Here is a 17,442-nt window from a genome sequence, read left to right as displayed (position 1 = left end):
CCACAGCTCGCCGGCGCGGCGACGACAATGGGGAGGTGATCGTCCTCGCAGCAACTCCCATCGGCAACCTCGGTGATGCCTCTCGTCGACTCGTGGAGACGCTGTCGAACGCCTCCGTGGTGGCCGCCGAGGACACCCGGACCGCGATCCACCTCATGCGCGCGCTCGGCATCGAGAACCGTCCGCGGCTCATCGCACTGCACGAGCACAACGAGCGGGAGCGGGCCGCCGAGGTCGTCGAACTCGCCCGGGAGGACGACGTCGTGGTGCTCACGGACGCGGGCATGCCGGCGATCAGCGACCCGGGCTTCCCGCTGGTCGAGGCCGCCGCGGCCGCCGGTGTCACCGTGACCGCGGTCCCCGGCCCGAGCGCCGTGCTCACGGCACTCGCCCTCTCCGGGCTGCCGACCGACCGCTTCACGTTCGAGGGGTTCCCGACCCGCAAGGCGGGGGAGCGGCGTCGGGTGTTCGCGGCCCTGGCGGGGGAGCAGCGGACGATGGTCTTCTTCGAGTCCCCACACCGGATCGCGGACACGCTCGGCGACATGGCCGCCGGCTTCGGCGCCGACCGCCGCGCGGCGGTCTGCCGTGAGCTCACCAAGATGCACGAGGAGGTCCGCCGTGGCACCCTCGCGGAGCTGACCGAGTGGGCGGCCGACGGGGTCCGCGGCGAGATCTGCGTCGTCGTCGCGGGGTCCACGGCCTCGGATGAGGACGCCACGATCGAGGACGGCGTCCGCCTCGTGCTCGAGCGGGTGGCCGCGGGCGCACGCATGAAGGAGGCCGCGGCGGCGGTCGCGGACGCGACCGGGCTGTCGAAGCGGGACCTCTACGAAGGGGCGCTCGCCGCGCGCTGACACGGCGGACCCGCCGGGTCGGACGTGTCGGACGTGTCGGCCCGGAGGCCCGTCCCGGCGCCACTCCGGGCCTCCCGTCCCGTCTTCAACAGGCGGGGTGACGGCGCGTCGCGCGCGATCCGGTCGCCTCTAGGATGGTCTGCATGGCCGACGGCAGCTCGTTCTCGATCACCACGCCGATCTTCTACGTCAACGACGTGCCCCACATCGGGCACGCGTACACGGAGGTCGCCGCGGACGTCCTCGCGCGCTGGCACCGGCAGCGCGGCGACGACACGTGGCTGCTGACCGGCACCGACGAGCACGGGCAGAAGATCCTGCGGACCGCCTCGGCGAACGACGTCACCCCCAAGGAGTGGGCCGACCGCCTGGTCACCGACGCCTGGAAGCCGCTGCTCGACACGGTCGACGTGGCGAACGACGACTTCATCCGCACGACCGACGAGCGGCACGAGCGCGGCGTGACGGCCTTCCTGCAGAAGCTGTACGACGACGGCTACATCTACGCCGGCGAGTTCGAGGGCTTCTACTGCGTGGGCTGCGAGGAGTACAAGCAGCCGAGCGACCTGGTCCCCGGGACCGGACCGTACGAGGGCCAGCAGGTCTGCGCGATCCACTCCATCCCGGTCGAGGTCCTGGCCGAGCGCAACTACTTCTTCCGCATGTCCGACTTCGAGCAGCGTCTGCTCGACCTCTACGAGTCGAACCCGGAGTTCATCCAGCCGGAGAGCGTCCGCAACGAGATCGTGTCGTTCGTCAAGCAGGGCCTGCGCGACCTGTCGATCTCGCGGTCGAGCTTCGACTGGGGCATCCAGATCCCGTGGGACTCCGACCACGTCCTGTACGTGTGGTTCGACGCGCTGCTGAACTACGTCACCGCCCTCGGCTACGGCACCGAGGACGACGAGGCCTTCCGGCGCCTCTGGCCGAGCGTGCACATCGTGGGCAAGGACATCGCCCGGTTCCACGCGGTCATCTGGCCGGCGATGCTCATGGCTGCGGGGCTGCCCGTCCCGAAGCGCGTGTTCGGTCACGGCTGGCTGCTCGTCGGCGGCGAGAAGATGTCGAAGTCCAAGCTGACCGGCATCGCCCCCAGCGAGATCACCGACACCTTCGGGTCCGACGCCTTCCGCTACTACTTCCTCCGTGCCATCACCTTCGGGCAGGACGGCAACTTCAGCTGGGAGGACATCTCGGCGCGGTACCAGGCGGAGCTCGCCAACGGGTTCGGCAACCTGGCCTCCCGCATCGTCGCGATGCTGAACCGGTACTTCGACGGTGCCGTCCCCGACCGGGGCGAGCTGACGGAGTCCGACGCCGCGATCGACGCACTCGCCCAGTCGGTGACCGAGCGGGCCGACGCTGCCGTCGAGTCCTTCGCGCCGCACGATGCGATCAGCACCGTGTGGGAGCTCGTCGACGCCCTCAACGGCTACATCACCGAGCAGGAGCCGTGGGCCCTCGCCAAGGACGACGCGCAGCGCGAGCGCCTCGCGACCGTCCTCGTCACCGCCCTCCGCGGCCTCGGCACCGTGGCCGTGCTCGTGTCCCCGGTGATGCCGAAGGCCACCGAGAAGCTCTGGGCCTCGATCGGTGCCGGCGGTTCGATCGCGGAGCAGCGCATCGACCGCGCGTGGGATTGGCAGGGTTCCGGGACGGTGACGCCGCTCGCCGCCGGGCTGTTCCCGCGCATCGAGCAGCCGGAGCAGGGCGCCGCGTGACCGACGCGCACGTCCGCGCCCGGGGTGGAGACGGAGGCGGGCAGAAGCGGGACCTGACGTACCCGCCGCTGCCGCAGGCCCTCACCGTCCCGGTGTACGACAACCACACGCACATGGAGATCGCCGACGGCGTCGGCGACGGTGGTGACGGCCCGCTGGAGTACCGCGAGCACCTCGACCGTGCGTCGAGCGTCGGCGTCCGCGGTGTCGTCCAGGTCGGGACCGACCTCGCCACCTCGCAGTGGTCCGCCGCGATCGCCGCCCGCGAGCCCCGGGTCCTGGCGGCCGTCGCGCTGCACCCGAACGAAGCACCCGTGCTCGACGAGCAGGGGTTGTTGGACGAGCACCTCGCGGGCATCGAACAGCTCGCAGCGCTGCCCCGCGTCCGGGCGATCGGCGAGACCGGTCTCGACTTCTTCCGCACGGGTGACGACGGCCGGGCGGCACAGATCCGCTCGTTCGAGGAACACATCCGCATCGCGAAGGAGCACGACCTCGCGCTGACCATCCACGACCGCGACGCCCACCACGCCGTGGTCGAGGTCCTGGAGCGAGTCGGGGCGCCGGAGCGGACGGTCTTCCACTGCTTCTCGGGCGGTCCCGAGCTCGCCCGCCTGTGCGCCGAACGTGGTTGGTACATGTCCTTCGCGGGCACGGTGACGTTCAAGAACGCGCAGAACCTGCGGGAGGCGCTGCACGTCGCCCCGCGGCACCTCATCATGGTCGAGACCGATGCGCCGTTCCTCACGCCGACGCCGTTCCGCGGCCGGCCGAACGCCCCGTACCTCGTCCCGCTGACCCTGCGGTCGATGGCCGAGACCCTCGGCACCGAGCCGTCGATGCTCGCGGCGCAGATCTCGTCCAACACCGAGCTCGTCTACGGCTCGTGGGACGCCGAACCCGTCACGGTGGTCGAGTAGCGGTGGGTGCCCTCCTCGGCCCGGCGGAGATCCGGAACCTCGCGGCGACGCTCGACGTCACCCCCACCAAGAAGCTCGGTCAGAACTTCGTGCACGACGCCAACACCGTGCGGCGCATCGTCGCCGTCGCGGGAGTGACCCCGGAGTCCCGCGTGCTCGAGGTCGGGCCGGGGCTCGGGTCGCTGACGCTCGGGCTGACCGAGACCGGCGCTCCCGTGACAGCCGTCGAGATCGACGCCCGGCTCGCAGCCCACCTCCCGACGACCGTCGCCGCCTTGCAGCCGGACGCCCGCCTGACCGTCGTGCACCAGGACGCGCTCCAGGTGTCGGCGGACGACCTCCCGGTGGCGCCGACACACCTCGTCGCGAACCTGCCGTACAACGTGTCCGTGCCGGTGCTGCTGCACCTGCTGGCCACCTTCCCGTCGCTCGTCCGGTCGCTCGTCATGGTGCAGGCGGAGGTCGGGTACCGCCTCGCCGCCGATCCGGGCAGCAAGGTCTACGGTTCACCGAGCGTCAAGGCAGCCTGGTACGGCTCCTGGCGGATCGCCGGGCAGGTGAGCCGGCAGGTGTTCTGGCCCGTGCCGAACGTCGACAGTGTGCTCGTCGGCTTCGACCGGCACGAACCGCCGGGGGACGAACAGCTGCGGTCGCGGGTGTTCACCCTGGTCGACGCGGCCTTCCAGCAGCGGCGGAAGATGCTCCGACAGGCGCTGTCCGGGGTGCTGGGCGGGAGCGCTCGTGCGTCCGAGGTCCTCGAGGCCGCCGGTGTCGCCCCGACGGCCCGCGGCGAGGAGCTCGGCGTCGACGACTTCGTGCGCCTCGGCCGGACCGTCCTCGCCGCCGCGGGCACGAGCGACTGAAGCAGACCGCGGGCTCGGAGCGTCCGACTGCCTGCGGTCGTCCGCCGGGCCGACCCATCCAGGCCGTCCGGGCGATCGGTACCCTCGTCGCATGACCGACGACGTCGTCCGCTCCCACGCGCGGGGCATCCCCGCGGACAGGGTGCTCGCCGCCACCGGCGCAGTCCCGGACGACTGGTACCGCCGCCTCGACGACGCCGACGGCCGCACGATCGGACACACGGCGGTCGCCGCCTGGCTGGTGGCGCAGGGGGTCGATCCTTGGTGGGCGCAGAGCGTCGCCGTCGGCTACGGACAGTCGCGCGGCCTCCGCGTCCCCGGACAGCGTTCCGACGGCAGCTTCGCCGTCTCGGCCTCCCGGCAGGTCGACGGCGACCGGGAGGCGGTGCTCGACCGGGCGGTCGTCGTCGCGTCCGCCTCGTTCGGACACGCTCCGACCTCGGAGCGCCGGGGCGGGAAACGGCCTTCGGCACGGTGGACCGCCGCCGACCGCGAGTCGGTGCTCCTCACGGCTGAGGACGGCCCTCGCCCGGGCACCGTGCGGCTGTCGGCGACGCGTGAGCGCCTGACCGGGCCGGAACGGATGCCCGAGGCGAAGGCCGGACTCCGGGCCCTGCTCGCCGCGATCTGACGGTCTGCAGACCGGGCTCAGTGCGCGCGGTTCGCCATCATCTCGAGGATGTGCTGGTGTGTGCCGTCGCGCTCGGCCCACCGGAGCGGCTGGACGTTCTGCACGAGGATCTCCGGCGCTGCCCCGGACTCGATGAGGCTCATCACCTCGTCGGCGAACTCGGCGAGCGGCATCCCGCCGAAGTCCTCGCCGCCCATCAGGTCGGTCTGCACGGCCGGCGGTGCGAGTTCGAGGACCGAGACCGAGGTGCCGACGAGCTGCTGCCGGAGCGCCTGCGTGTACGAGTGCACGCCTGCCTTGGTGGCGTTGTAGGTCGGGGTGGCGGTGAGCGGCACGAACGCCAGGCCGGACGTCACGGTCATGATCGTCGCTGCCGGGCGGGCGAGCAGGTGCGGCAGGAACGCGTCGATGAGCCGGATCGTGCCGACGAGGTTCGTCTGGATCGTCTCGATCGCGTCCCGCATGTGGCCGGGGTCACGGAGGTCCTCGTTCCGCATGATGCCGGACATCGTCACGAGGGTGTCGAGCTCCGGGTGGGTGCCGAGGACGCTGTCGGCCGCCTGCCGGATCGAGTCGGCGTCCGCCACGTTGACCTGCACGGTGTCGAAGCCGTGCTCCTCGGACAGGGAGTCGAGGAGGGCCTGACGGCGCCCTCCGACGACGACGGTGCTGCCGGCGGCCTGCAAGCGGAGGGCGAGCGCGAGGCCGATGCCGGAGGTCGCGCCGGGGATGAAGACGGTGCTGTTCGTGGTGTCCATGACGACCACGATGCGCCGGCCCGGCGGGTCGAACCAGAGCGCGGTCATCGGGGGACCGGCGATCCCTGGCTCCGGTCGGTGGCGCGCAGCAGACTGGGTGCATGGACCGTGCCGCCCTCGCCGACTTCCTCCGCCGTCGACGGGAGCTCCTGCGCCCGGAGGACGTCGGGATCGGGGCCGGCGCTCGCCGTCGCACCCCGGGCCTCCGTCGGGAGGAGGTCGCGGCCCTGGTCGGCATGTCGGTCGACTACTACACGCGCCTCGAACAGCAGCGCGGCCCGCAGCCCTCGGAGCAGATGGTAGCGGCGATCGCCCGTGCGCTCCGGTGCTCGCTCGACGAACGGGACCACCTCTTCCACCTCGCGGGACAGAACGCGCCGGTCCGGATGCACCGCGCGGACCACGTCGACCCGGCGATCCTGCGCGTCCTCGACCGGTTGACGGACACCCCGGCGATCGTCGTGAACCACCTCGGCGAGACGCTCGTCGAGAACGCGCTCGCGGCGGCCCTCCTCGGCACCTCGGTCGGGCTCGCCGGCAACGAGCGCTACCAGGCGTGGCGGTGGTTCGTCACGGGGACCGAACTCGCCAAGTACGCGCCGGAGCAGCACGAACGCCTGGCCCGGGTCGTGGTGGCGTCGCTCCGGGCGGCGGTCGGCCTCGCGGGGCCGGGCGACCGTCGGGCCACCGAGCTGATCGCGGAGCTGGAGCAGCGCAGCCCCGACTTCTCCCGGCTCTGGGCCCTGCACGAGGTGGCGGTCCGCTGGTCGGACAACAAGACGATCATGCAGGCCGAACTCGGGCGGATCACCGTGGACTGCCAGGTGCTGCACACGGACGACCAGGCGCAGGCGCTCCTGCTCTTCACCGCGCCACCGGGCAGCGAGGACGCGCAGAAGCTCGAGCTCCTCGGCGTCCTCGGTCAGCAGACCTTCGGGGCGCTCACCGAGTCCTGACCCCGGACGGCGGCCGACGCAACTTCGCGTCACACACCTGGCAGGTGTCCGACGACCGTGCCTAGGGTGGGGCGGTGAGCACTCCGCGCGTGTACGTCATCCACGAGAACCCCGAGTGGTTCCCGCCGTTCGCCGAGGCCTTCGCGGCCGAGGGCGTCCCGGTGGAGGAGATCCTCCTGACCGAGGGGCAGATCGACCTCGCCGCCGAACCGGCGCCGGGGGTCTACTGGAGCCGCATGTCGGCGAGCTCCCACACCCGTGGGCACGAGCACAGCAAGGACTACGCCCGGGCGCTGCTCGGCTGGCTCGAGCGTGCCGGCCGCCAGGTGGTCGGTGGCAGTCACGTCCTCGAACTCGAGGTGTCGAAGGTCGCTCAGCACGGCCTGCTCGCGGCGGCCGGTTTCGACGTGCCACGCACGTCCGCCGTGTTCGGCACGACGACCCTCAAGCAGGCCGCGGCGACCTTCACGAGCGGGCAGGACGTGCCCTTCATCACCAAGCACAACCAGGGCGGCAAGGGCCTGGGTGTCCGTCGCTTCGACTCGCTCGCCGAGTTCGACGCCTACGTGGACAGCCCCGAGTTCGAGGCCCCGGTCGACGGGATCACGCTGCTGCAGGAGTACCTGACGGCCCGCGAGCCGTTCATCACGCGCGCCGAGTTCGTCGGCGGCGAGTTCGTCTACGCCGTCCGCGTGGACACGAGCGCGGGCAGCTTCGAGCTCTGCCCGGCCGACGCGTGCGAGGTCCCGCAGGTCATCGCCGGTGCGGTCTGCGAGGTGCCCGGCACGGACGCAGCGCCCGGGGCGGCCGACACCTTCACCGTCCGCACCGAGGTCACCGCCGAGCACCCGCTCGTGCAGCAGTTGCGCGGCTTCCTGGCGGAGCAGCGCATCCAGATCGCGGGCGTCGAGTTCATGGAGACCACCGACGGCCGGACCGTCGTGTACGACATCAACACGAACACGAACTACAACCCCGCGGTCGAGGCGAGCGCCCCGGTCTCCGGTCGGCGCTCCATCGCCCGCCACCTCGGCGGTCTGCTGGACGCCGAGTACGCCGCCGCGCCCGCGGCGCACGTCTGACCGGCTCCGGTCCCGACCGACCACCTCGACCACCGACCCGACCACCCGTCGGACGTCAGGTCCGGCTCACCACCCGGGCCGAGCCTCCCGTCCGTCCCTCCTCACCACCCAAGGAACCCACCCCGTGCGATTCGGATACTGGACCCCGCTCTTCGGCGGCTGGCTGCGCAACGTCGACGACGAGCAGATGCCGGTCACGTTCGACTACGTGAAGCTCCTGGCGCAGCGCGCCGAGCGGATCGGGTTCGACCTGACCCTCGTGCCGGAGCTGAACCTCAACGACATCAAGGGCGTCGCGGCCCCGAGTCTCGAGGCGTGGGCGCTGGCAGCGGGGATCGCGGCGACCACCGAACGGCTCGAGATCATGGCCGCCATGCGCCCGGGCTACCACCTGCCCGCCGTGACGGCGAAGCAGGCGGCGACGATCGACGACATCTCCGGGGGCCGGTTCACCTTCAACGTCGTGAGCGCCTGGTGGGCGGAGGAGGCACGGCAGTACGGCGGGATCTTCTCGGAGCACGACGACCGGTACAAGCGCACGGCGGAGTTCGTCGAGATCATGAAGGGGCTGTGGCGCGAGACGCCGTACAGCTTCTCCGGCGAGTACTACGACATCGAGAACGCGCACCTCGAACCGAAGCCCCGGGTCACGCCGCGCATCTACGCCGGCGGTGAGAGCGAGGCCGGCAAGGCGAGCATCACGCACTACGCCGACGCCTACGTGACCCACGGTGGGACCGTCGACGAGCTCCGGACGAAGATCGCCGAGATGCGCCGTCGCCGTGAGGACGCCGGTCTGCCGCCGTTCGAGGCGTTCGGGATGGCCGCGTACGCGATCGTCCGCGAGACCGAGGAGGAGGCGCAGGCCGAGCTGGCCCGCATCACGGACGTCCAGCACGGGAAGGCGTACGAGTCGTACCAGGACTTCATCTCGAAGTCGCAGCTCGAGCACGTGCCCTCGCTCGAGGACTACTCGGTGTCGAACCGGGGGCTCCGGCCGCAGTTCGTCGGGACGCCCGAACAGGTCGCGGCGCGCATCCGCGAGTACGAGGACGCCGGTGTCGACACCCTGCTGCTCCAGTTCTCGCCGCAGCTCGAGGAGATGGAGCGGTTCGGTGAGCAGGTGATCCCGCTCGTCCGGGCGTCGGTGCCCGCGGACCCGGCCGTTGCCGGACCGGCGTCCTGATGGCCGTCGAGGACGACTGGGCGTTCGAGACGCGCCAGATCCGCGCCGGGTTCAAGTCCGACCCGGGCTTCGGCGGGAACGTGCCGCCGATCGCGCAGACCGCCGCCTTCGTGTACCCGTCCGGCGAGGACGCGGCCGACCGGTTCCTGTTGAACGCGCCAGGGCACACGTACTCCCGGGTCAACAACCCGTCGGCCGCGGCGCTGGAGCGGCGGATCGCCGACCTCGAGGGTGGGGTCGCGGCGCTGGCCCTGGCGTCGGGGCAGGCGGCGACGTCGCTCGCGGTGCTCGGACTCGCCCGCGCCGGTGACCACGTCGTGTCGAGCGCGTCGCTGTACGGTGCCACGTACACGCTGTTCGCGTCGACGCTGAAGGACCTGGGGGTCGCGTTCACCTTCGTGCAGGACCCGACCGACCTGTCCGAGTGGGCAGCGGCCGTGCGCCCGGAGACCCGCGCCTTCTTCGGGGAGTCGATCCCGAACCCGCGCGGGGACGTCCTCGACTTCGCCGGGGTGGCCGGGGTCGCGCACGAGGCCGGTGTCCCGCTCATCGTCGACAACACCATCGCGACGCCGTACCTGGTCCGGCCCATCGAGCACGGAGCGGACATCGTCGTGCACTCGGCGACGAAGTACCTGGCCGGGCACGGCAGCGCGATCGCAGGGTTGATCGTCGACAGCGGGAACTTCGACTGGGCCGCACACCCGGAGCAGTACCCGCAGCTGACGACGACCGAGCACTCCGGCTTCGCCGGGACGAACTTCGCCGAGAAGTTCGGCCGCCGGGCGTTCATCCAGCGCACCCGCTCGAAGCTCTCCGCCGACCTCGGTCCGGCGATCGCGCCGTTCAACGCGTTCCTGGTGCTGCAGGGCATCCAGACGCTGTCGCTCCGGATGGACCGGCACGTGTCGAACGCGGCGACGGTGGCGTCCTGGCTCGACGCGCACGACCAGGTCGAGCACGTGCACTACGCCGGGCTGCCGAGCTCCCCGTGGCACCACCTGCAGCAGCGGTACGTGCCGAAGGGGCCGTCGAGCGTGCTCGCGTTCGACCTCGCCGGTGGGGTCGAGGCCGGGCGGCGGTTCGTGGCCGCGCTGGAGCTCTTCGACCACGTGTCGAACATCGGCGACGTCCGGTCCCTGGTCGTGCACCCGGCGTCGACCACGCACGTGCAGATGACGCCGTCGGAGCGGGCGGCGGCCGGGGTCGGCGAGGGCCTGATCCGGCTGTCGATCGGCCTGGAGCACGTCGACGACGTCATCGCCGACCTGGAGCGCGGCTTCGCCGCTGCGGTCTGAGCGGACGGACGCCAGGTCCGGGCCCGGTCCGGTGCGCGCCTCCCGTCCCGCACGTGCGGCGGGTGTACCGGCGGGACGGGGATAGGTTGGGGACATGACGTCGACGCCTGCTCCGGATCGGGTGCGGACCCGCGCGCCGGGCAAGATCAACGTCCACCTGTCGGTCGGCGCGCTGCAGGACGACGGGTACCACGACATCGCGACCGCGTACCAGGCGGTGTCCCTGTACGAGGACGTGACCGCCGAGCGCGCCGATGACTTCTCGGTCCGTTTCACCGGTCCGATCGACACGTCCTCGGTGCCGACGGACGACACGAACCTCGCGCTCCGTGCCGCGCGACTGGTGGCGAAGACCGCCGGACACCGCGGTGGCGTCCGTCTGACGATCGACAAGCAGGTGCCGGTCGCCGGCGGGATGGGCGGCGGCTCGGCGGACGCCGCCGCGACGCTGCTCGCGGTGGACACCCTGTGGGGGACCGGTCTCGGCCGGGACGAACTGCTCCGGCTCGCCGCCGAACTCGGGGCCGACGTGCCGTTCGCCTTCGCGGGCGGGACCGCGGTCGGGACCGGACGAGGCGACGAACTCAGTCCGGCGCTCGCGAAGGGGGAGTTCCACTGGGTGCTCGCGCTGAGCGAGACCGGACTCTCCACACCTGCGGTCTACCGCGCGCTCGACGAGCACCGGGAGCGCTACCGGGCCGACATCTCCCCGGCGCCGCGCACCCCGGTGGTCGAGGCGCACGTGCTCCAGGCACTCCGGGCGGGGGACGCCGGACTCCTGGCCGAGAACCTGCACAACGACCTGCAGGCACCGGCGATGCGGCTGCAGCCCGGGCTCGCCGACACGCTCGAGCTCGGGGAGCGCTCCGGCGCCCTGGCCGGTCTCGTGTCCGGCAGCGGACCCACGGTGGCCTTCCTGGTGCCGGACCGTGACGCAGCGCTCGAGGTGCAGGTGGCGCTCAGCGCGTCCGGGCTCGTGGCGCTCCGGGCGACCGGTCCGGTGCACGGCGCCCGCGTCCTGCACTGAGCTGACCTGACCTGACCTGACTTGACGACCTGACCTGACTTGACCGGGTACGACGTCGGCGCGGCCGGTGCCGACGCCGGTCCGAGCGTCAGGAGCGGACGAACTCGGTCATGATGACCTTGCCGGTCTGCCAGTTCTGCACGGCCTCGAACCCCTGCTCCTCGAGCACCGCCTTGACCTCGGGCCGGATGGTGCGCGAGGTGCCGCCGACGTACCAGACCGTGTCGATGTCGCCGAGCCGGGACGGGATCGTCGTCGCCAGGTCACCGTTCGTGTTCCAGAGGACACCCTCGTCGGCTCCGTCCGTGCCGACGGCGAGGTCGGTCAGTCCGGCGAACGCGTCCGGGTACGACACCCGGATGATCTCGGCGGTCGTGGTCGGGTGGCGGTAGACGCTGCCGAACACGACACCTTCGTTCGCGCTCGGTCGTGCGGCACGTTCCGCGCTGATGATCGAGGCGGCGTGCGCCCACGTCGACGCCTGCTTCGCCTCGGGGCCCTTCACGGTGACGGCGGTGGGCACCGACAGGACCACCAGCACCGCGACCGCGGCAGCGAGCAGCGCCTTCGGCCGGATCGTGGTGAGGGCGAGGGCCACGAGGACCGCGACGAACGGCAGGCTGAGGGTGGCGTACTTCGGCGAGTACAGGCGTTCGCCGAGCGCCGTCGCGACGAGGAGCGCCGCGGTCGGGACGACGACGAGCGGCAGCGCGACCCGGACCGTCTGCGCCCGGAACAGTGCCCGCACGGACGGGACCCGCTGACGCACCCGGACGAGGGCGACGCCGACACCGGCGGCCATGAGCGCCCAGATGACCGCGGCGTACGGGTCCGAGGCGCCGAACCACGCGGTCGAGAAGACCTGCCCGAAGGTCTCACGGCTGATGTCCTTGATCCAACCGACCTGTTTCGCCTGGGACGACACGACGAGCACGAACGGGGCGACGACGACCGCTGCGGCGCCCGCGGCGACGGTCCAGCGCACGAGCACCCGAGAGCTCACGAGCACCGGCCCGGGCGTCCGTCCGGCGCGGGTCACGGTCGCCGTCCGTAGCGCGTGCCGCTCGGCCAGGAGGGTCCAGGCGAGCGCGACCGCGTGGGCGACGACCGCGAGCGCGAGGTAGACGTTGAACACCACGGCGACGACGGCGAGGACCCCGTAGGCGGTCCACCATCCCGTGGCGGAACCCGTCCGGGTCCGTCGCAGGGCCGTCATGCCGACGAGCGTCAGGCAGACCGACAGGGTGGTGATCGTGGCGTAGGGACGTCCCTCGGTTCCCGCCCACTGCACGCGGGGCAGAAGCAGGAACACGATGCCCGCGGTGATGCCGAGGCGTCGTCCGCCCAGGCGCCGACCGAGGGCGACGACGAGACCCGCGGCGACCCCGACGGCGAGGGCACTCGGCAGCCGGAGGGTGAAGGGCGTGTACCCGACGAGCCAGAACCAGGCGTGCATCAGGGCGTAGTACAGGCCGTGCACGGCGTCGACGGTGTGCAGCTCCGCCCAGAGCTGCGGCCAGGACCGTTGCGCGCTGGTGACGGTCGCCGCCTCGTCGTACCAGAGGGACGGGACCCACGAGAAGGCCGCCGCGACGACGACGCCGAGCGCGCCGATGGTGAGTTCCGGGGTCCGCACGGCCGCGGCCACGGCGGCCACCACGGTACCGCGCACACCGGCGCGGACCGGTGCCCGGCGGACCGCGTGCGGGACGCCGATGCTGCCGGTACGGGGGGAACTCACGCCCAGCACGGTACCGAGCGCCGCTGGGCGGGAACCCGGTGTCCGACACCGCAGGCGGTGAGTGTCCACATGCCGTGGTCTGCCGCTGCCCGGTTAGGGTCGTCGTCATGACGCAGCTCCGCATCCGTGACGCCGCGACCTACCTGGGCGTCAGCGACGACACCGTGCGCCGGCTCGTCGAGGGTGGCACCTTCAGCCGCGGGACGGACCCGACCGGCCGGGCGGTGGTCGACGGGCGGGAACTCGCCGAGTACGCCTCGTCGCGTGGCGACCAGCTCGCCGACCCGTCCGGGGTCCGGAGCTCGGCCCGCAACCGGTTCGTCGGCATCGTCACGGACCTCGTCGTCGACACCGTGATGGCCCAGGTCGAGCTGCAGTGCGGGCCGCACCGGGTCGTGTCGCTGATGAGCGCCGAAGCGGTCCGCGAGCTGGGTCTCGAGGTCGGGTCCGTCGCGGTCGCGTCGGTCAAGGCCACGATGGTGACGGTCGAGACGCCGGGAGCGGAGACCGACGCATGAGCACGACACCGGACACGAGCAGTTCCGTCAGCACCGCACGGCGTCGCCTCGGATCCCGGACGGCGGCGCTCGCCGGAGCCGGGCCGGACGTCCTGGGGCGACTCGGCCGGGCCCGGGTGCTCGTCGTGGGAGCCGGCGGGCTCGGTGCGCCCGTCATCGCCTACCTGGCCGGCAGTGGGCTCGGCCGCCTGACGATCGTGGACGACGACGTCGTGGACGGCTCGAACCTGGCCCGGCAGACCCTCTTCACCGGCGACGACGTCGGCACCGCGAAGGCCGAGGTCGCCGCTGTCCGTGCCCGCGCCGTCGACCCCGAGCTCGAGGTCGTCGCGCTCGTCGAGCGCTTCCGTCCCGAGCACGTCGCCGGCCACGACGTCGTGGTGGACGCCGCGGACGCCGTCGACGTCACCCGCGCGGTCTCCGACGCCTGTGCCCCGCTCGGCATCCCGTTCGTCTGGGGCACCGTGCTGTCCTACGACGGACAGGTGTCGGTGTTCCGGGACGCCGGCGCGGACGGGGTCGACTTCCACGACCTGCACCCGGAGGTCCTGCCGGACGAGGGGTCCTGCGCGGTCGACGGGGTCCTCCCGGCGCTGTGCGGCGCGGTCGGCTCGGTCATGGCCGCGCAGGTGACCGCCCTCGTCGCCGGGCTCGGCGAGCCGCTGCTCGGTCGCCTCCTCACGGTCGACGCCCGGCGGTGGCGGTGGACCGAGAGCCCGATCCGACGCGGGCCGGCGTCGCGGCGACCCACGGGCCTGGCGGTGGCAGGAGCCGACGCGACCGCGCCCCGTGCCCCGCGGATCGCCCCGGCGGCGCTCGCCGCACGCCTCGCCGACCCCGGTGACCCCGTGACCGTCGTGGACGTCCGCAGCCCGGCGGAGTGGGCGACGGGCGTCATCGCCGGCTCGGTGCACCCGGACGCGGTGCCCGCCGACGCGGAGGTCGTGGTCACGTGTGCCCGAGGGCCACGCGCCGACGCGTGGGCACGGACCGCCGGGAGGCCCGTGACGGTCCTCGACGGCGGGGTCGACGCATGGCGGCGCGAAGGCCTCCCGCTGACGCTCGAGTGACGAGCACGATCCGCTCCTGCGGGTAGGATCGGCCACCGACGCCGCACCTGCGGCAGGACGGAGTCGGATCGATGTCACCGAACCGCTCGTCACGTCTCCGTCGGGCCGCGCGGCCGAGCGCGGCGCTCGCCGCGGCAGTCCTGCTCACGCTGGTGTCGGCCGGCTGCGCGGGCCACCCCGCGTCGCCGGCGTCGACCTCCGGCACGGGGGAGCGGGGCGCGTCCGGGTCGATCGCGGTGTTCGCCGCCGCCTCGCTCCAGCGGACCTTCACGACCCTGGGGCGCGACTTCGAGCGGGAGCACCCGGGCACGACGGTGACGTTCTCGTTCGCGGGTTCGAGCGACCTCGTCTCGCAGATCCGGAACGGTGCCCCCGCCGACGTCCTCGCCTCGGCCGACCGGGCCACGACGGAGCAGCTCGGCGCCGACGTCGTCGCCGGGTCCCCGCGGGACTTCGCCACGAACACCCTCGAGATCGCCGTCGCCACGGGCAACCCGCTCGACGTCGCCGATCTCGAGGACCTGACGGCACCGGACGTGCAACTCGTCACGTGTGCGCCACCCGTGCCCTGCGGTGCCGCGACCGCCGCGGTCGAACGGTCGAGCGGGGTCGACCTGCACCCGGTGAGCGAGGAGCAGTCCGTGACGGACGTCCTCGGCAAGGTGACCTCGGGCCAGGCCGACGCCGGCATCGTGTACCGGACGGACGTGCAGGGGGCGGACGGTGCCGTCGAGGGCGTCCCGTTCGCGGCCGCCGACGACGCGGTGAACACCTACCCGATCAGCGTCCTGCGGGATGCCGCCGACCCGGAGCTCGCGCGGGCGTTCACCGCGTACGTGCTGTCGACGTCCGGTCAGCGCGTGCTCGCCGCGGCCGGCTTCGGGGAGCCCTGATCGACGTGCCCGGCAGCACCACCCCCCGCAGCGTCCGCGTCCGCCGCGCTCCCGTCCCCTGGTGGTTGCCGGTGCCGGCCGTGCTCGGCGGCCTGTTCGTCGTCGTCCCGGTGCTCGCCATGGTCGGCCGTGTCGAGTGGGGGTCGTTCCTCGCGCTCGTCACGTCGCCCGCGTCGCGGACCGCCCTCGGTCTCAGCCTGGGCACCGCGGCGGCGGCGACCGGAGCGGCGTTCCTCCTCGGATACCCACTCGCGGTGCTCTTCGCCCGGTCCCGGTCGCGGTGGACCGGCGTGGCACGGGCGGTCGTGCTGTTGCCCCTCGTCCTGCCGCCCGTCGTGGGTGGGCTCGCGCTCCTGGCCGCGTTCGGGCGGCTCGGCGTGCTCGGCGCGTTCCTCGACGAGCACGGGCTGCGGATCGCGTTCACCACGGCGGCGGTCGTCATCGCGCAGACGTTCGTCGCGATGCCGTTCCTGGTGTCCGCGGTCGAGGGCGCGCTCCGCGTCGAGGGGGACCGGTACGAGCGGGTCGCCGCGACGCTCGGCGCGGGGCCGACCCGCACGTTCCTCACCGTCACGACCCCGCGGGTGCTGCCGGGCATCCTGTCCGGTCTGGTGCTCTGCTTCGCCCGGGCGCTCGGCGAGTTCGGGGCGACGCTCACCTTCGCCGGCAGTCTGCAGGGCGTCACCCGCACCCTCCCGCTCGAGGTGTACCTGCAGCGCGAGGTCGATCCGGACACGGCGGTCGCGCTCGCCCTGGTGCTCGTGGTCGTCGCGGTGCTCGTGATCGGCGTCGCCTCGGTCCGGACGCGCGCGGTGACCCCGTGAGCGCTGCCGTCGCCGGCGTCGTCGCTCACGTCGTCCGCCACGACCGCGACGTCGACGTCGCCCTCACCGTCGGCCCTGCCGAGTGCGTCGCCCTCATCGGCGCGAACGGCGCGGGCAAGTCGACGGTCCTCGACGCGATCGCGGGCCTCCTGCCGCTCGACGGCGGCGAGGTCCGCTCCGGTGACCGCCTCCTCGCCAGCCGCGGCCGCAGCGTCCCGGCGCATCGCCGCCGCGTGGGCCTCGTGGCCCAGCGCCCCGACCTGTTCCCGCACCTCTCCGTCCTCGCGAACGTCGGCTTCGGTCCGCGAGCGACGGGACGCTCCGGACGCCAGGCCCGCCTGACGGCCCAGGGCGCGCTGGCCGCCGTCGGGGTGGCCGACCTGGCCGACCGCGCGCCCGGGACGCTCTCGGGCGGGCAGGCGCAGCGCGTCGCGATCGCCAGGGCACTGGCCGCCGACCCGGCCGTCGTGCTCCTCGACGAACCGACCTCGGCGCTCGACGTCGGGGCGCGCGAGGACGTCCGCGCCGCCCTCCGGACCGCCGTGTCCGGTCGGCCGAGCGTCCTCGTGACGCACGACCCGGTCGAGGTGATGGCCCTCGCCGACCGGGTCGTCGTGCTCGAGCACGGCCGGGTGGTGGAGTCCGGCACCCCCACCGACGTGCTGGCACGTCCGCGGAGCGCGTTCGCGGCGACGTTCTCGGGCCTCGTCGTGCTGCACGGCGTCGCGACGGCGGACGGGCTCGTGCTCGACGCGGGTGACGGCGGGGGCGCGTTGGTGTCTAGGACGCACGGTGTGCCTCCCGGCCGTCCGGTCTCGGCCGCCTACCACCCGACGGCCGCCGTGGTGACGCGGATCGACGACGGCGCCGGCTGCGACGGGGCCGACCGCGACGGGGCCGCCGACGAGGGTCGCGGGTTGTACCGGACCGTGCGCGCCCTCGAGCCCGGGAACGGTCTGGTCCGGCTGCGGGCCGGGGACGTCTCGGCGGACCTGACGCTCGCCGCGGTCGCGGCACTCGGGGTGACCGCCGGTGCGACCGTGCGCGTGCAGGTCCCGCCCGCCGAGCTCACCGTCTGGGAGCGCTGAGCCCGGTGC

General features: G+C 72.9%; 17 protein-coding genes. 15 read left to right on the top strand and 2 right to left on the bottom strand.

Annotated features, from left to right (window positions below):
• The first annotated feature begins 35 nt into the window (after positions 1–35).
• The 5 genes from rsmI (at position 36) to DEJ18_RS12645 (ending at position 4,992) form a co-directional block, all read left to right on the top strand.
• A complete protein-coding gene (gene rsmI, locus DEJ18_RS12665; protein ID WP_111210563.1) occupies positions 36–857 on the top strand; it encodes a 16S rRNA (cytidine(1402)-2'-O)-methyltransferase in 822 nt (273 codons plus the stop codon).
• A 143-nt stretch (positions 858–1,000) separates the two neighbouring features.
• On the top strand, positions 1,001–2,578 hold the full coding sequence (metG, locus tag DEJ18_RS12660; RefSeq protein ID WP_111210564.1) for a methionine--tRNA ligase: 1,578 nt from the start codon (positions 1,001–1,003) through the stop codon (positions 2,576–2,578).
• Positions 2,575–3,498, top strand: a complete 924-nt coding sequence (locus tag DEJ18_RS12655; protein WP_111210565.1) for a TatD family hydrolase — start codon at positions 2,575–2,577, stop codon at positions 3,496–3,498. The genes metG and DEJ18_RS12655 overlap by 4 nt, the downstream gene beginning before the upstream one ends.
• Before the next feature lie 2 nt (positions 3,499–3,500).
• Positions 3,501–4,361, top strand: coding sequence for a 16S rRNA (adenine(1518)-N(6)/adenine(1519)-N(6))-dimethyltransferase RsmA (rsmA, locus tag DEJ18_RS12650; protein WP_111210566.1), 861 nt, complete (start codon positions 3,501–3,503; stop codon positions 4,359–4,361).
• A 91-nt stretch (positions 4,362–4,452) separates the two neighbouring features.
• Positions 4,453–4,992: a hypothetical protein gene (locus DEJ18_RS12645; protein ID WP_111210567.1), complete on the top strand. Its 540-nt coding sequence runs from the start codon at positions 4,453–4,455 to the stop codon at positions 4,990–4,992.
• A gap of 17 nt (positions 4,993–5,009) precedes the next feature.
• On the opposite strand, the gene DEJ18_RS12640 is transcribed toward DEJ18_RS12645, so the two are convergent.
• Positions 5,010–5,750 carry an SDR family oxidoreductase gene (locus DEJ18_RS12640; protein ID WP_111210702.1) on the bottom strand — a complete coding sequence of 247 codons (741 nt, stop codon included), beginning with the start codon at positions 5,748–5,750 and terminating at the stop codon, positions 5,010–5,012.
• 101 nt (positions 5,751–5,851) lie between these two features.
• Here DEJ18_RS12640 and DEJ18_RS12635 point away from each other — a divergent pair, with 101 nt between their 5' ends.
• The 5 genes from DEJ18_RS12635 to DEJ18_RS12615 all read left to right on the top strand — a co-directional run bounded on the left by DEJ18_RS12635 (position 5,852) and on the right by DEJ18_RS12615 (position 11,299).
• Positions 5,852–6,706 carry a helix-turn-helix transcriptional regulator gene (locus tag DEJ18_RS12635; RefSeq protein ID WP_111210568.1) on the top strand — a complete coding sequence of 285 codons (855 nt, stop codon included), beginning with the start codon at positions 5,852–5,854 and terminating at the stop codon, positions 6,704–6,706.
• Positions 6,707–6,780: 74 nt separating this feature from the next.
• Positions 6,781–7,788, top strand: a complete 1,008-nt coding sequence (locus DEJ18_RS12630; RefSeq protein WP_111210569.1) for an ATP-grasp domain-containing protein — start codon at positions 6,781–6,783, stop codon at positions 7,786–7,788.
• A 124-nt stretch (positions 7,789–7,912) separates the two neighbouring features.
• A complete protein-coding gene (locus DEJ18_RS12625) occupies positions 7,913–8,974 on the top strand; it encodes an LLM class flavin-dependent oxidoreductase (RefSeq protein WP_111210570.1) in 1,062 nt (353 codons plus the stop codon).
• Complete coding sequence (locus tag DEJ18_RS12620) at positions 8,974–10,272, top strand: O-acetylhomoserine aminocarboxypropyltransferase/cysteine synthase family protein (protein ID WP_111210571.1); 1,299 nt, start codon at positions 8,974–8,976, stop codon at positions 10,270–10,272. Before DEJ18_RS12625 ends, DEJ18_RS12620 begins: the two co-directional genes overlap by 1 nt.
• A gap of 94 nt (positions 10,273–10,366) precedes the next feature.
• Positions 10,367–11,299, top strand: coding sequence for a 4-(cytidine 5'-diphospho)-2-C-methyl-D-erythritol kinase (locus DEJ18_RS12615; RefSeq protein WP_111081516.1), 933 nt, complete (start codon positions 10,367–10,369; stop codon positions 11,297–11,299).
• An 88-nt stretch (positions 11,300–11,387) separates the two neighbouring features.
• On the opposite strand, the gene DEJ18_RS12610 is transcribed toward DEJ18_RS12615, so the two are convergent.
• Positions 11,388–13,040, bottom strand: coding sequence for a glycosyltransferase family 39 protein (locus tag DEJ18_RS12610; protein WP_111210572.1), 1,653 nt, complete (start codon positions 13,038–13,040; stop codon positions 11,388–11,390).
• 107 nt (positions 13,041–13,147) lie between these two features.
• Between DEJ18_RS12610 and DEJ18_RS12605 the strand changes: the two genes are divergently transcribed.
• The 5 genes from DEJ18_RS12605 to DEJ18_RS12585 all read left to right on the top strand — a co-directional run bounded on the left by DEJ18_RS12605 (position 13,148) and on the right by DEJ18_RS12585 (position 17,433).
• The gene (locus DEJ18_RS12605; protein WP_111081520.1) at positions 13,148–13,558 is read left to right on the top strand and encodes a TOBE domain-containing protein; all 411 of its coding nucleotides are present in this window, start codon (positions 13,148–13,150) and stop codon (positions 13,556–13,558) included.
• Positions 13,555–14,628 carry a ThiF family adenylyltransferase gene (locus DEJ18_RS12600; protein ID WP_111210573.1) on the top strand — a complete coding sequence of 358 codons (1,074 nt, stop codon included), beginning with the start codon at positions 13,555–13,557 and terminating at the stop codon, positions 14,626–14,628. Before DEJ18_RS12605 ends, DEJ18_RS12600 begins: the two co-directional genes overlap by 4 nt.
• Positions 14,629–14,699: 71 nt before the next feature.
• Positions 14,700–15,521 carry a molybdate ABC transporter substrate-binding protein gene (gene modA / locus DEJ18_RS12595; protein ID WP_111210574.1) on the top strand — a complete coding sequence of 274 codons (822 nt, stop codon included), beginning with the start codon at positions 14,700–14,702 and terminating at the stop codon, positions 15,519–15,521.
• Positions 15,522–15,526: 5 nt separating this feature from the next.
• Positions 15,527–16,345, top strand: coding sequence for an ABC transporter permease (locus DEJ18_RS12590; protein ID WP_111081526.1), 819 nt, complete (start codon positions 15,527–15,529; stop codon positions 16,343–16,345).
• Positions 16,342–17,433 carry an ABC transporter ATP-binding protein gene (locus DEJ18_RS12585; protein ID WP_111210575.1) on the top strand — a complete coding sequence of 364 codons (1,092 nt, stop codon included), beginning with the start codon at positions 16,342–16,344 and terminating at the stop codon, positions 17,431–17,433. The genes DEJ18_RS12590 and DEJ18_RS12585 overlap by 4 nt, the downstream gene beginning before the upstream one ends.
• Positions 17,434–17,442 lie beyond the last annotated feature (9 nt).

The organism is Curtobacterium sp. MCSS17_015, assembly GCF_003234265.2.
Taxonomy (GTDB): Bacteria; Actinomycetota; Actinomycetes; order Actinomycetales; family Microbacteriaceae; genus Curtobacterium.
Note: the sequence above shows the minus strand (reverse complement) of the source record. Positions and strands in the feature narration are given on the sequence as shown.